Annotated in this window: 12 protein-coding genes and 1 CRISPR repeat array (1 of these 13 cut by a window edge); all 12 genes read right to left on the bottom strand. The window is 73.1% G+C overall.

All coding sequences use genetic code 11. The features are described 5' to 3' along the window. Positions 1-65: direct repeats of the CRISPR family, unit length 29 nt; it reaches 940 nt to the left of the window's first position. A 456-nt stretch (positions 66-521) separates the two neighbouring features. The 12 genes from IF55_RS14935 to pgl all read right to left on the bottom strand — a co-directional run bounded on the left by IF55_RS14935 (position 522) and on the right by pgl (position 12,145). Next, the gene (locus IF55_RS14935) at positions 522-869 is read right to left on the bottom strand and encodes a hypothetical protein (RefSeq protein ID WP_048831987.1); all 348 of its coding nucleotides are present in this window, start codon (positions 867-869) and stop codon (positions 522-524) included. 81 nt (positions 870-950) lie between these two features. Continuing rightward, positions 951-1,430, bottom strand: coding sequence for an NUDIX hydrolase (locus tag IF55_RS14930; protein WP_030885808.1), 480 nt, complete (start codon positions 1,428-1,430; stop codon positions 951-953). A gap of 30 nt (positions 1,431-1,460) precedes the next feature. Further along, on the bottom strand, positions 1,461-2,423 hold the full coding sequence (locus IF55_RS14925) for a GHMP family kinase ATP-binding protein (protein ID WP_245661205.1): 963 nt from the start codon (positions 2,421-2,423) through the stop codon (positions 1,461-1,463). Positions 2,424-2,492: 69 nt separating this feature from the next. Then, positions 2,493-3,923: a GNAT family N-acetyltransferase gene (locus IF55_RS14920; protein WP_037965856.1), complete on the bottom strand. Its 1,431-nt coding sequence runs from the start codon at positions 3,921-3,923 to the stop codon at positions 2,493-2,495. Then, a complete protein-coding gene (locus IF55_RS14915) occupies positions 3,920-4,750 on the bottom strand; it encodes an HAD family hydrolase (protein WP_063763968.1) in 831 nt (276 codons plus the stop codon). Before IF55_RS14915 ends, IF55_RS14920 begins: the two co-directional genes overlap by 4 nt. After that, on the bottom strand, positions 4,747-5,400 hold the full coding sequence (locus IF55_RS14910; RefSeq protein WP_030885799.1) for a ribulose-phosphate 3-epimerase: 654 nt from the start codon (positions 5,398-5,400) through the stop codon (positions 4,747-4,749). Before IF55_RS14910 ends, IF55_RS14915 begins: the two co-directional genes overlap by 4 nt. Next, positions 5,397-6,701, bottom strand: a complete 1,305-nt coding sequence (locus IF55_RS14905) for a DegT/DnrJ/EryC1/StrS family aminotransferase (RefSeq protein ID WP_078644410.1) — start codon at positions 6,699-6,701, stop codon at positions 5,397-5,399. The genes IF55_RS14910 and IF55_RS14905 overlap by 4 nt, the downstream gene beginning before the upstream one ends. After that, positions 6,698-7,831: an alcohol dehydrogenase catalytic domain-containing protein gene (locus IF55_RS14900; RefSeq protein ID WP_245661204.1), complete on the bottom strand. Its 1,134-nt coding sequence runs from the start codon at positions 7,829-7,831 to the stop codon at positions 6,698-6,700. Before IF55_RS14900 ends, IF55_RS14905 begins: the two co-directional genes overlap by 4 nt. After that, on the bottom strand, positions 7,825-9,021 hold the full coding sequence (locus tag IF55_RS14895) for an MDR/zinc-dependent alcohol dehydrogenase-like family protein (protein ID WP_245661203.1): 1,197 nt from the start codon (positions 9,019-9,021) through the stop codon (positions 7,825-7,827). Before IF55_RS14895 ends, IF55_RS14900 begins: the two co-directional genes overlap by 7 nt. Then, positions 9,018-10,196 carry a sedoheptulose 7-phosphate cyclase gene (locus IF55_RS14890; protein ID WP_048831986.1) on the bottom strand — a complete coding sequence of 393 codons (1,179 nt, stop codon included), beginning with the start codon at positions 10,194-10,196 and terminating at the stop codon, positions 9,018-9,020. The genes IF55_RS14895 and IF55_RS14890 overlap by 4 nt, the downstream gene beginning before the upstream one ends. A 9-nt stretch (positions 10,197-10,205) precedes the next feature. Further along, a complete protein-coding gene (locus IF55_RS14885; protein WP_078644407.1) occupies positions 10,206-11,333 on the bottom strand; it encodes an ROK family protein in 1,128 nt (375 codons plus the stop codon). Next, positions 11,330-12,145: a 6-phosphogluconolactonase gene (gene pgl / locus IF55_RS14880; protein ID WP_063763967.1), complete on the bottom strand. Its 816-nt coding sequence runs from the start codon at positions 12,143-12,145 to the stop codon at positions 11,330-11,332. Before pgl ends, IF55_RS14885 begins: the two co-directional genes overlap by 4 nt. Between the last annotated feature and the right edge of the window lie 55 nt (positions 12,146-12,200).

Below are 12,200 nucleotides of genomic sequence, written 5' to 3'. Positions count from 1 at the left end.
TCCCTTTTTGCTGGGTGGCCTACTCGTCGCGCATGGGTAGTCCCCGCGCACGCGGGGTTGTTTCGCCGCCCGGGTGGAACTTCTTGACCGACTTGGTGTTCTCCTCGCCAACATGTTTTCCCCGCGGGAACGCAATCGGGAGCCGACGTCCTCACGATGCCCCCATCACCGACTTCTCTTCGCTCGACGGTCATCCCCGATCAATGCACCCAAGGCCCACGCCCGTTACCGAAAGTCATCACCGTCGAGGCAGGGCAAAGCCCTGGAAGCCCCCTGCACACGCCCTCCCGTCAGGGGGTTTCCAGGGAGTTTGAGCGCGGCGCAGGGGGTTTTGAGGGGGCGTCAGCGCGGGACGGGCCGGGGCGCTGTGGGTGCGGCGTTCTCGGTGTTTCCCAGGTCGGCTGACCACTGGGTCTACCGTCTGCCGCATCCATGAAGGTGAAGTTCCAGGAGACTGCGCGGGGCGGGCTGGCGGGCCACGCTATTGAGCGCTGACGCCGGCCTGCGGGGGGCCGGCGGGGTCAGCAGTAGATTTCTACGTGGTTGGCTACGTTGATGCCGTCGAGGCTGCGAGCTTGCCAGCGGTCTACCTGGTCCCAGGAGCCGTTGTTGTAGAAGATTTTGAAGGGGTTGCCGTGGGCTTCGGCCCATTTGAACTTGTCGTTGACGGGGTGGTAGCCGCAGCCTTCGAAGACCCAGACTTTGCCGGCGTAGACGCCTTGGGCGAAGGTGATGCAGGCTCGGCCGGGGAGGCAGGTGTCGTACATGCCGTCGGCGGCGGCGGGGCCGGCGCCGGTGAGTATGGCGGTGGCGGCGAGGGTGAGGGCCGCGCCGGTGCTTGCGATGGTCTTTCTGCTGATTCGTGCCATTGGTGTCCGAATCCCTTCGTCGTGTTCACGACACGCTAGGCAGGCCGTGATTCGCCTACAAGCTCGTTCTTGGCCATGAGGTCAGGTGGCCGAAGGAGGCGCGAACCACGGGGTCGGGGTGGCGTCGAGGGCCCTTGAGAGCAGGAAGGTGTCGGTTTCCGGGAGTTCGGGGAGGGCGTCCAAAGGGAACCAGGCCACTTCCAGTGACTCGTCGTCGTTGACGCGGGCCTCGCCTGCGACCGGGCGGCAGAGGAAGGTGATGTCGAGGTACTGGACCTGGTCGCCGTTGTCGCAGACCAGCGGGGGAAGCGTGTGGACGCTGGTGATGCGTTCGGGGGCGACGACGATGCCCGTCTCCTCGTGGACTTCGCGGGCCACCGCGGTCGCGGGCTGCTCCCCCGGTTCGATGATGCCGTGCAGGAGAGACCATCTCCCCGTGTCCGTACGGCGGTTGAGCAGGACTTTCCCTTCGTGGCACACGACCGCCGTGACGCCGGACAGCCATAGCGGGTCGTGGCCGATGAACTTGCGGAGGTGGAGGATGAATTCCGGAGTGGTCATGGGCTTCGCCTCTGTGGTGGGAGGTACGGGCTACGCGGAGAGTTCCTGCGGCTGGGGCCGGGCCGCGCGCAGGTCGCCGGTGAGGGGCGCGGCGTCCGCCAGGAGGACGCGGGCGTGCGGGTATTCCTCGTGGAGGTGGCGGGAGAGGAGATGCCTGATCTCGGCCGCGTCCCCCGACCGGCAGACGCCGATCATGGAGCCGCCGCCCCCGGCTCCGGTGATCTTCACGGGGAGGCCGACGGTCCGGCGGGCCGTCCGTCGCATGTCCTCCAGGACCTCCGAGGACATGTGCTGGATGTCCCGCATCGCCGTATGGGCCTCGGTCATCGCCTCGCCCAGGAGGGTCAGGTCCGCGCTTACAACCGCTGACCATGCCTTCTCCGCGCAGCCGTCGGCTGCGGCGATGTAACGGCGCAGGGTCGGGTCGCCCTGGGCGTGCTGGCGGCGGACGTCCGCGAGGTGGCGCGACGTGCACTTGGGGGTCGCCGAGTCGATGACGACTATCGTCCAGTCCTCGGGAAACGGGACGCACCCGGTCAGTACGGGTACGGAGCCGTCCCGCCCCTCGGTGAGGGTGGCGCCGCCCGCGATGATGGACGTCTGGTCCATGCCGCCGCCGTGGTAGATCGCGTACTCGTGGTCGTACGCCCACTGGAGCAGCGTGGCGCCGTCCAGTTCGAGGTCCAAGTGCCGGGCGAAGGTCCGGAAGAGGCCGATGATCAGCGAGGAGGACGAGGAGAGCCCGCTGGCCAGCGGTGCCGAGGCGTCGATCGCCACGGCGGGGCGTTCCGCGTCGACGTGCGGCAGCCGCCGGCGGATGGCATTCCATACGGCCGTGGCCTCGGCCTCGGCCTCCTCGCCCGGTTCGCCTGCGCCGGCCGGCAGCACGCGGACGCGGGTGGGGAGGTCGGCCGCCACGCAGACGGAGCGGTAACCCAGCCAGTCGAGGTCTTCCCCGGCCAGGCAGGCCCGGGTGTTCGTCCGGGTGGTCACGGGATGGGGGTGGGGGTGCAGGGACATGGTTGGGCTGCCTCTCTCAAGGGCGGGGTGAGGGGGGATGTGTCAGAAGACCGTGGAGCAGTGCGGGGCTCCGGTCCCGGCCAGGGCCCGGGCCAGCCGGAGGGCGCTGCCGGAGGTGTGTTCCACCAGGCGGCCCGCGGCCATGAGGCGGGGTACGTCCGTACCCGCGAGCAGGACGGCCGCGAGATCGCCGGCCTCCAGTTCCAGATCGGCGGTGCCGCGCCGGGACTTGGCGCAGCTCGGTCCGTACGCAGCCCCCAGATCGCCGGCCTCCAGTTCCAGATCGGCGGCACCGCGCCGGGACTTGGCGCACCCCGGTCCGTACGCAGCCCCCAGATCGCCGGCCTCCAGTTCCAGATCGGCGGCACCGCGCCGGGACTTGGCGCACCCCGGTCCGTACGGAGCCCCCAGGTCGACGACCTCCGGCCCCAGGTCGGCGGCGGTGCGCGCCGGTCCGTACGGTCCGGGCTCGATGTCCCACGCCCCGTCCGCCGGGCCGTTGGCGTCGTGGACGCGGAGGGTGAGGGGGGCGTCGAGGCCGGTGAGGCAGGCCATCGAGACGGCGGGGACGTCGAGGAGGCGGACCCACAGCCGGTCGGTCGCGCCCGTCAGGCGCATGCTGCGGGGGTCGGCGAACCGCCAGTGGAGGGGGGCGGTGAGCGGCCGGCGGCGGAACTCGACGCGGTCGCACAGGTCCAGCCCCGTGAAGAAGGCCAGCAGTGCCTGGGTGGTCGTGTGGTCCGGGGCGATGAACTCGTCGACGATCACGGGCGCGGGGCCCGTCTCCTGGCTCCAGGGCGCTGGCCGCCGCCAGAGGGCGTAGCCGGTGGCCGCGCCGTCCGCCTGCTTGCCGCGTGCCAGTACGCAGTGCTGGTCCGCGGGGGCGCCGACGGCCTCCGGGCAGTCGAACCGGGTCCGCCACCACGCGGGTTCCCGCGCCAGTTCGGCGGGGGTGGCGCGCTGGTAGGCGTCGAAGGCCGGCGGCAGGGCCGTACGGGCCGCCGCGGCGTCCAGCAGTTCCACCTCGCACGGCGCGGTGCGGGGTATGGCGGCGGTGCGGGGGTCCAGGGTCCAGACGCTGTCGGTGGTGACGGGCGCGTAGCCGAACCGGCCGTAGATGCCGCCTTCACTGGCGTTGAGCACGGTGAAGGCGTGGCCGGCCTCGGCGGACGTCCGCTGGTGGGCCCGCATCAACTCGCGCAGCAGCCCGCGCCGCCGGTGGGAGGGTAGGACGGCGATCTCGCCGAGTCCGGTCGCGGGGAGCGTACGGCCGGGGCGCACGGTCATCGTCAGGCGCCGGGAAACGGCTCCGGCGACGATGCCCCGGTCGCGTACGGCCAGGAAGCCGTCCGGTTCGGCGAGGGCGAGCTTGGCGCGGATTACGGGTTCGCTCTGGTGGATGCCGTAGTGGAGGAAGAGCGTCGACTGGTTGAAGTGGACGAACTCCTCGCTCAGCGCGGTTCTCTCGATCATGCCGGGCCCCGGCGCGTATCGGCCGACCGGCCCGTCTCGGCCGACGGGTGTGTGTCGGACGACCGGCTCGTGTCAGACGACCGGCTCGTGTCAGACGACCGGCTCGGCTCGGACGACCGGCTCGTGTCGAACGACCGGCTCGTGTCGGACGACCAGCTCGTCTCCTCGGCACCGCCCGCCCCTCCGGGCCGGCTCGGCTCCTCGGCAGCGCCCGCCTCGGAGAAGATCACCCCGGCCAGGTCGGCCGCGTACCAGTCGGCGGTGGGCAGTTGCGTACGGGCGTGTGTCGTGCACAGCGCCACCACCCGCATCCCGGCCGCCTTGGCCGCCGCCACGCCCGTAGGGGCGTCCTCGACGACCACGATGGCGGCGGGCGGCAGCCCCAGGCGGCGGGCGCCGAGGAGGTAGCCGTCGGGCGACGGCTTGCCGTGGGCGACGTCCTCGGAGGTCACCAGGACGGGCGGGCGCAGGCCGGTGACGGCGAGGCGTTGCGCGGCGGCCTCCGGCGAGCACGAGGTGACGACGCCCCAGGGGAGGCCGGCCAGCCGGGCGGGCAGGTCCCGGACGCCGGGCTGGGCGGTGACCGAGCCGACGTGGTGTGCTTCGAGGGCGTCGAGGCGCTGGACCTCGGCGGGCGTGGCCAGTTCGGGGGCGACCCGGCGGATGTGGTCGGCGGTCCGCAGCCCGTGGCCGACGGCGAAGGTGGCCGCTCCGTCGATGCCGTGGCCGGCGGCCCAGGTCTGCCAGGCCCGTTCGTTGCCAGCCGCGCTGTCGACGAGGACGCCGTCGAGGTCGAAGAGTACGGCGCGGGCGGCGACGCGGATCATCGGGCCGCCCGCTGGAGCGCTTCGACGCCGGCGCGGGGGCCGCCGTCGGCCTGGAAGACGGCCGAGCCGGCGATCAGCCGGTCGGCGCCGGCTTCCCGCAGCGCCTCGGCCCGGGCCGCGGTGACGCCGCCGTCGGCGGCGATCGCCACGTCGTGCAGGCCGCGGCGGTCGAGCAGGGCCCGCAGCCGCGTGATCTTGTCGAGGACGTGCGGCATGAAGTCGCTGGTGCCGGGGCTGCTCGTCATGACCGTCACCTGGACGACCTGTTCGAGCACCTCCTCCACCTGGGCGAGCGGGGTGCCCGGGTTGAGGGCGGCGCCGCCGCGCCGCCCGGCCTGGTCGAGGGTGCGCAGCAGCCGGGAGACGTGCGGCGTGGTCTCCACATGGACGGTGACGAGATCGGCGCCGGCCTCGATGAGCGGGCCGATGTGGTCCTCGGGCCGGGCGACTTGGAGGTGTACGTCGAGGGGGAGGTCGGTGCGGCGGCGTACGGCCGCCACGGTGCGGGTGCCGTAGCTGATATCGGGTACGAACGAGCCGTCCATGACGTCCAGGTGGAGGTAGTCGACGGGGGCGCCGCGCAGGGCGTCGACGGCCTCGCCGAGGGCGAGCGGGTCGGCACCGAGGAGGGCGGGAAGGATCTGGGTCACGGGCGGGCTCCTGTGGCGGGGGTGACGGGGGTTGCGGAGGTGGTGGGCGTGGCGGCAGTGGTGGCGGGGGCGGCAACCCCGGGTGGGGCGCCTGCGGCAGAGGCAGCAACCCCGGCCGGGGAGCCGGCAGCAGAGGCAGCGACCCCGGCCGGGGAGCCGACCACGGACCCGACAGAGGCGGCCCCGGCCTCTCCCCCGCTCGCCGCCTCGGTGAAGTTCCGTACGACGTAGTCGAGTTCGGCCCGCGTGAGGTCCGGGCGGATCGGCAGGCAGAGGGTGTTGGCGGCCTGGTACTCGGCGTTGGGGAAGCGCCCGGTGGACCCGGGGCCGGGCCCGAGGCCGAGGTCGGCGAAGGCCGGCTGGCGGTGGACGGGCACGGGGTAGCGGACGACGGCCTCGATGCCGGCCGCCGTCAGCTTCTCGAACACGGCGTCGCGCCCGGCCACGGCCGCCTGGTACAGGTGGAAGACGTGTTCCTCGCCGGCCGGCGCGGGGACGGCCGCGATCGGCGCGAGGGCGCGGGAGTAGTGGGCGGCCAGCTCGCGGCGGCGCTCGTTCCAGCCGTCGAGGCTGTCGAGTTTGTGGCTGAGGACCAGGGCCTGGAGGGCGTCGAGTTTGGAGTTGCAGCCGCGTGCCACATGGTCGTTCTGGGCGCGCTGGCCGAGCCCGCGCAGTACTCGTACGGTGTCGGCGATGTCCGTACGGTCGGTGGTCAGGGCCCCGGCGTCGCCCGCCGCGGCGAGGTTCTTCGAGGGGTGGAAGCTGAAGCAGCCCACGTCGCCGAAGGAGCCGACGCGCTGCCCCGCCCAGCGCGCCCCGACCGCCTGCGCGCAGTCCTCGACCACGGCGAGGCCGTGCCGGTCGGCGATCTCGCGGACGCGGTGCATGTCGAGGGCCTTGCCGAAGAGGTGCACGGCGAGCAGGGCCTTGGTGGCGGGGGTGATGGCCGCCTCGACGAAGTCGAGGTCCATGAGGAAGTCGTCGGCGGTGCAGTCGACGAGGACGGGGCGGGCGCCGACGGTGGTGATGGCCAGGACGCTGGCGTGGAAGGTGTTGGCGACGGTGACGACCTCGTCGCCGGGGCCGATGCCCAGGGCGCGCAGCGCGAGGACGAGCGCGTCGGTGCCGGAGTTGAGCCCGACGGCGTAGCGGGTGCCGGTGTGGGCGGCGAACCGCTCCTCGAAGTCGGCGACGGGCGCGCTGAGGATGTACTCGCCCGAGCCGAGCAGCTCTTCGACCTGCCGGACGAGCGCGGGCAGGTCGGGGAACTGCCGGCGGTGGTGGTACTTGCGGACGATCACGAGGCGGCTCCTTGTGGGGCGTCGGAGTACGGGCGGCCGGGCACGAGGACGGGCTTGCCGATGAACGGCCCTCGGGCCAGCCGGTTGAGCAGGTCGGCGCCCTGGGCGAGGGGGAGCACGGAGGTGACCATGCGGTCGAGGCGCCGGCCGAGTTCCCGCCGCTGCGGAGTGCGGGGGTCGAGCAGGTCCATGGCCGCGGTGAAGTCCTCCCGCGTCGCTCCGTGCGAGCCGACGAGCTGGAAGGTCTTGCTGTCGGTGGCGGCCCGGGCGGTCAGTTGCTCCCTGCGCAGGGTGTCCAGGTCCACGTCCGCGAAGGCTTGGCCGGGCTGGGTGCCGGCGTAGAGGAGGACCAGGCCGTCGGGGGCGACGACGCGGGCGGCGAGGCCCAGGGTCGCGGTGTCGGCGGCGGCCGTGGCCACGATGGCGCGCGGCACGGTCAGACCGGCCGTCTCGTCCGCGGTGCGCAGCACCGTCCGCGGGAGGACCCCGCGCTCCTGGAGGAAGTCGAGGCGCGGACGGCCCCGGTTGACGAGGGTGACGGGGACGGAACGGGCGCTGAGGACCGCGGCCATCAAGGCGCCGGCGGTTCCGGCGCCGATGACGGCCACGGGTCCGGCCGGGTCGGCGCCGGCCGCGCGGGTCGCCTCGTCGAGTCGGCTCAGGCAGTGGCAGACGCACGCCAGGGGTTCAACGAAGACCGACCGGACGGCGGGGCTGTCGTCGGGGAGGGGGACGAGCGCCGCCGCGACCTCGGCGCGTTCGCCCTGGATCTCCACGAGTTCGGCGAAGCCCGAGGTGCGCCGCACCCGCGGGTGGGGGTCGAGCACGACCCGCTGTCCTACGGGCACGAGCCCTTCGGGCCGGCAGGCCACGACGGTGCCCACGATCTCGTGGCCGAAGTCCCGGCGCAGGTGTCTGGTGCCGTTGATCTCGCGCAGGTCGGAGCGGCATACGCCGATGGCGGCGGGGGCGAGGAGCACGCTGCACTCCCCCGCCGACCCCGCCGGCCCCGCCGACCCCACCGACCCCGTCGGTCCCGTCGGTCCCGTCGGCCGGGGCTCGATGGTGGCGCTGGTGAGGCGCACGGTGCCGTTGTGGTGCTCCAGGCGCTGGTACGTCGAGGTCAGCATGGGGCCCCCGCCGCGCTGAGGGCGCCCAAGGGGGTGGCCGTGTCGGGCGTACGGGACGGGGTGGCGGCGCCGAGGGTGGGGTCGACGGCGACCTTGATGTACTCCCCGAGGAGCGTTGACGGGCCGCTGCCGGCCGCCATCGAGTCGAGGCAGTCCTCCAGGTGGGCGAGGGACACGACGTGGGTGACCAGGGGGGCGAAGCGTTCCGGGGCCCGTAGCAGCAGGTCCTGCGCGCGTTCGAGGTGGGCCCGGGAGGTGCCGCGGTGCCCGGTCAGGTGCAGGGGCTTGCCGTGGTCGGTCGCGGCGGGGTGGAGGGGGCCGGCGGGCGGCCCGCCCGCAACGCGTCCGCAGACGTTGCTCCGGCGGACGGCTCCGAGGTCGTGGCCGGGCAGCCGCTCGTGCTGGTCGCCCGGTCCGAAGCCGCCGAACAGGTCGATGACGCCGCCGGGGCGTACGAAGCGGACGGCTTCGTCCAGACCGCGCGGGGCCGCCTCGCGGGGCAGGCACAGGAAGGCGGCGTCGTACCGCTCCTCGGGCGGCTCTCCGTCGTGGTAGCCGCGCAGCCGGCTGTGGTGCAGTACGTGCCGGTGCTCGACGTAGTCGAGGCGCGCCGGACGGTGGTGCATCAACTCCACGTCGTAGCCGCGCAGTTCGCCGATGAGGGCGGCCAGGAGCCCCGTGGTGCCCGCGCCCCAGACGCCCACCGACTCGACGGGGCCGGCGGAGGTGAGCAGGTCCCAGGCGTAGAGCACGGTGGCGACGGGTTCGGCCAGGATCGCGAGGTCGGCGACGAGCGCGGGGTCGGCGGGTACGAGCGGCGGGCCGCCGCCGGGGGCGGTGCCGGGGTCGTAGCAGGGCTGGAACACCCCGTCGTAGCTGTGGCCCAGGATGCGTTCCTGGTCCTCCGGGTCGACCGGGTTGAAGAGGGTGAAGCGCCGGCGGGGGTCCGGGTCCGGCTCCGGTTCCGGCTCCGAGGGGAACTCCGCGACGCCCTCGTGGCCCAGCGTCCGTGCCGTGTCGGGGCGGACCTTGCGCCGGATCTGGAGGTCGGTGCCGCAGATCCCGGCGCGCAGGACGCGGAGGGTGTGCGGGGTGTGCGGGGTGTGCGGGGTGTGCGGGGCGCGTCCGGTGGGGGCGGGCCGCGTGTGGCTTATGTGGTCCGTACGTCTCATGTTGTCTATGTGGTTCACGGGGCGACCGTTTCGAGAGCGGCGGAAGCGTCACGTTCCAAGGCGGGAGTACGGCCCCCCGTAGCGGGGGCGTAGGCGTCCAGGAAGGCCATGGCGCGCTTGAGGTCCTCGGTCGTGATGTCCTCCACGAAGGTGGCCTCGCCGATGCCGGTGGGCAGCGGTACGTGCTGGTGGCCGTCGCGGTGCCCGGTGGCGTCGTCCAGGCCGCGGCGCAGGAGGTCCAGGTCGCATACGGCGTGCCGGATGGGCAGGCCGGTGCGGTGCAGGAGCCGCAGGACGCGCAGGGTCTCCTCGTGGCCGAGCAGTCCGTTCTCGTGCGCGAGCGCGCAGGAGAAGGCCATGTCGATGGAGACGGCCTCGCCGTGGAGCAGTTCGGGGGCGGCGTGCATCTCGATGACGGGGCTGAAGGTGTGGCCGAAGTCGACGAGCCGCTTGAGTTCGTGTTCCCAGAGGTTGGGTTCGAGCTCCTCCAGCATGCCGGTGACGCTCCGTTCGATGATCTCCGGCGCGTGGGGGGTGTCGAAGCGGCGGGTGACCAGGGCGTCGGCCTCGTCCTCCACGAGGGAGAAGAGAGCGGCGTCCTTCATGACGGCCATCTTGATGATCTCGGCGAGGCCGTTGCGGATGTGCCGGGCGGGGAGCGTGGTGAGCAGGGTGCGGTCCAGCAGGGTGTGGGCGGCTGGGAAGTAGGTGCCCAGCCGGTTCTTGTGGCCGTCGAAGTTGATCGCGGTCTTGGCGCCGACGGACGCGTCGACGAGGCCGATGAGGGTGGTGGGGATGCGTACGAAGGGGGTGCCGCGCCGGTAGAGGCTGGCGGCGAGGCCGGCGAGGTCGGTGACGACGCCGCCGCCGATCGCGACGATGGGGTCCGAGCGGCGGTTGATGCCGGCGCGGACGGCGGCGCGGGTGATCAGCAGCAGGGCGTCGCTGGTCTTGGCCGCCTCGTCCGGTTCCAGGACGAGGAAGGTCGGCCGGGTGTCGGTCCACGCCGCGAAGTAGGCGCGTATCGCCTCGCCGTAGAGCCGGTCCACGTTGCGGTCGACGATGACGAGGCGGCGGCTGCCGCGGCCGAGCCCGGCGACGGAGGCGAGGGCGTCGTTGGCGGGGTCGAAGACGGATTCGCTCTGCTGTACGCGGTAGGTGACGTCCTGTGTGGAGCGTACGGTCCACGCCATGGTGACTCCTTATGGTTGTCGGCCCGCCTGGGGGTGGCGGAGGTGGAGACCGGCCTGCGTGTCGCGGCGGTGGAGATCGGCCCGCGTGTCGCGGAGGTGGAGGCCGGTCTGCGTGTGGCGGAGGTGGAGGCCGGCGCCTTTGAGACCTGCCAGGCCGTCGGCCGCGCCGCGCAGGACGCGGCGGGCGAAGTACGTCTCGTCCGTAGCCGAGATCTCGTAGAGGCCCAGGTCGTTGAGGTTTCTGAGGAGGCTGTGCAGGTAGGGGTCGCCCAGCCCGTCGACCACGCCGCCGAAGAGGTAGGTGGCGGAGACTTCGGGGTCGAGGGTGGCCTGGTGGAGCAGGACCCGGGCCAGGGGCAGGGTGAAGAGGTCGAGCAGTGCCATGGCCCGCGGGTCGCCGCGCGCCACGCCGCGGGCGAAGGCGGCGAGGGTCGCGCGGGGGTCGGCGGCAGTACGGAAGGGGGCGGCTTCGGGGAGCGTACGGAGCAGTTCGGTGATGCCGCGCCCTGAGGAGAAGGCGCTCACGTGGTCGGTCCCGCCGCAGTCGCAGACGGCCGTGAGCGGCCGGTCGCGCCAGCGGACGGGGGCGGGCAGGTGGCCGATCTCCCCTTGGAGGCCGTGCCGTTGGTCGAGGGGGATGTGGGCGGTGTCGAGGTCGATGGTCCGGTAGGCGATGCCGCTGCTGACCGTCACGGCCGCGGCCTTGCGGGTGCCGGGCGGGTGGTCGTGCCGGGCGCGGAGGGTGTGGGCGAGGGCCGAGACGTCGTTGATCACATGGACCGGCAGGCGGGGCAGCCGGTCCGCCAGGATCTGGCCGAGTGGCAGAGGGTGCCGGCCCGGCCCCCACAGGGGGGCGCTGCCGATCACGAGTCCCGTACGGCCGTTGATCGCCGCGCCGAGCGATATCGCCAGGGCGGTGCAGCCGTGGGCGTCGCGGGCCCGGGTGGCGGTGGCGACGATGTGCTCGACGAGCATCGCCTGGAGGACGGCGGGGGGTTGGGGGTGGGTACGGACGGAGAGGGCGGGGGTTTTGGTGAGGGGGTGGAGCTCGTCGTTCTCGTCCAGCAGCCCGGAGCGGAACCAGGTCCCTCCGAGATCCAGACAGAGAATCGGGCTCCCGGGGGGCCGGTGGGTCATCGGGGAGCCGGACGAGCGGTCCCATGCGGTCCGGCGGCGGTGGTCTCGCCGCCTGCCGCATACGGCCCCGCGACGGCGATCCCGTCGGCCGCCCCGTACGGCCGCGCGGCGGCGGTCTCATCGCCCGCCCCGTACGGCCCCGCGGCGGCGATCCCGTCGACCAGCAGGTGGCCGTCGTCGCCGAGCACGGTGCGTACGGCGGTGAGGCTCGGGTCGTCGCCGAGCAGCCGGGCGACGGCGGCGGCCTTGCCGGAGCCCGTGGCCAGGACCAGGCGCAGCCCGGCGCCGCTCAGTACGGGCAGGGTGAGCGTCATGCGGGTGGTGTTCTGGTAGGGGCGGGTGACGGCGACCCACCGGGCGGTGTCGAGGGCGGGGTCGCCGTGGAAGAGGGAGGCGGTGTGCCCGTCCTCCCCCAGTCCCGCCACGACCACGTCGGGCGCGCCGTCGGTCAGGAGGGTCCCGAGCAGATGCCCGTACGCCTGGGCCGCCTCCCGGGGGTCGAGCCGGGTGCCTACGGGCATGGGGTGGCGGTTCTCCGCCGGTACGGCCGCGGGCTCCAGCAGGTGTTCCTCGACCGTGCGCCACGAGGGGCCGTCGCCGGCCTCGGTGAGGTGGTCGTCGGTCTGGACGATGTGCACCCGCTCCCAGGGCACCGGCATCCGGGCGAGGTTCCGGTAGGTCGCGGCGGGGGTGCTGCCACCGGTCAGCGCGAGGACGCAGCGCTGGCGCCGGGCGAGGGTTCGGCGTATGTGGTCGGTGATGGTCCGCGCCGCGCCCTCGGCGAGGTGTGCGGGGGTTTCGGCCACGGTCATCCGAGGGTCACTTGTCGCTTCTGCAAACACTATGAGTTCCCTTTGGTCGGCTTCT

The organism is Streptomyces varsoviensis, from assembly GCF_000718635.1.
In the GTDB taxonomy this organism is placed as follows: domain Bacteria; phylum Actinomycetota; class Actinomycetes; order Streptomycetales; family Streptomycetaceae; genus Streptomyces; species Streptomyces varsoviensis.
Note: the sequence above shows the minus strand (reverse complement) of the source record. Positions and strands in the feature narration are given on the sequence as shown.

Excerpts from the sequence above, each read along its gene's own strand:
- IF55_RS14935 (WP_048831987.1), bottom strand. The coding sequence starts at position 869 with ATGGCACGAATCAGCAGAAAGACCATCGCAAGCACCGGCGCGGCCCTC.
- IF55_RS14930 (WP_030885808.1), bottom strand. The coding sequence starts at position 1,430 with ATGACCACTCCGGAATTCATCCTCCACCTCCGCAAGTTCATCGGCCAC.
- IF55_RS14920 (WP_037965856.1), bottom strand. The coding sequence starts at position 3,923 with ATGATCGAGAGAACCGCGCTGAGCGAGGAGTTCGTCCACTTCAACCAG.
- IF55_RS14915 (WP_063763968.1), bottom strand. The coding sequence starts at position 4,750 with ATGATCCGCGTCGCCGCCCGCGCCGTACTCTTCGACCTCGACGGCGTC.
- IF55_RS14900 (WP_245661204.1), bottom strand. The coding sequence starts at position 7,831 with ATGCTGACCTCGACGTACCAGCGCCTGGAGCACCACAACGGCACCGTG.
- IF55_RS14890 (WP_048831986.1), bottom strand. The coding sequence starts at position 10,196 with ATGGCGTGGACCGTACGCTCCACACAGGACGTCACCTACCGCGTACAG.
- IF55_RS14885 (WP_078644407.1), bottom strand. The coding sequence starts at position 11,333 with ATGACCCACCGGCCCCCCGGGAGCCCGATTCTCTGTCTGGATCTCGGA.
- pgl (WP_063763967.1), bottom strand. The coding sequence starts at position 12,145 with ATGACCGTGGCCGAAACCCCCGCACACCTCGCCGAGGGCGCGGCGCGG.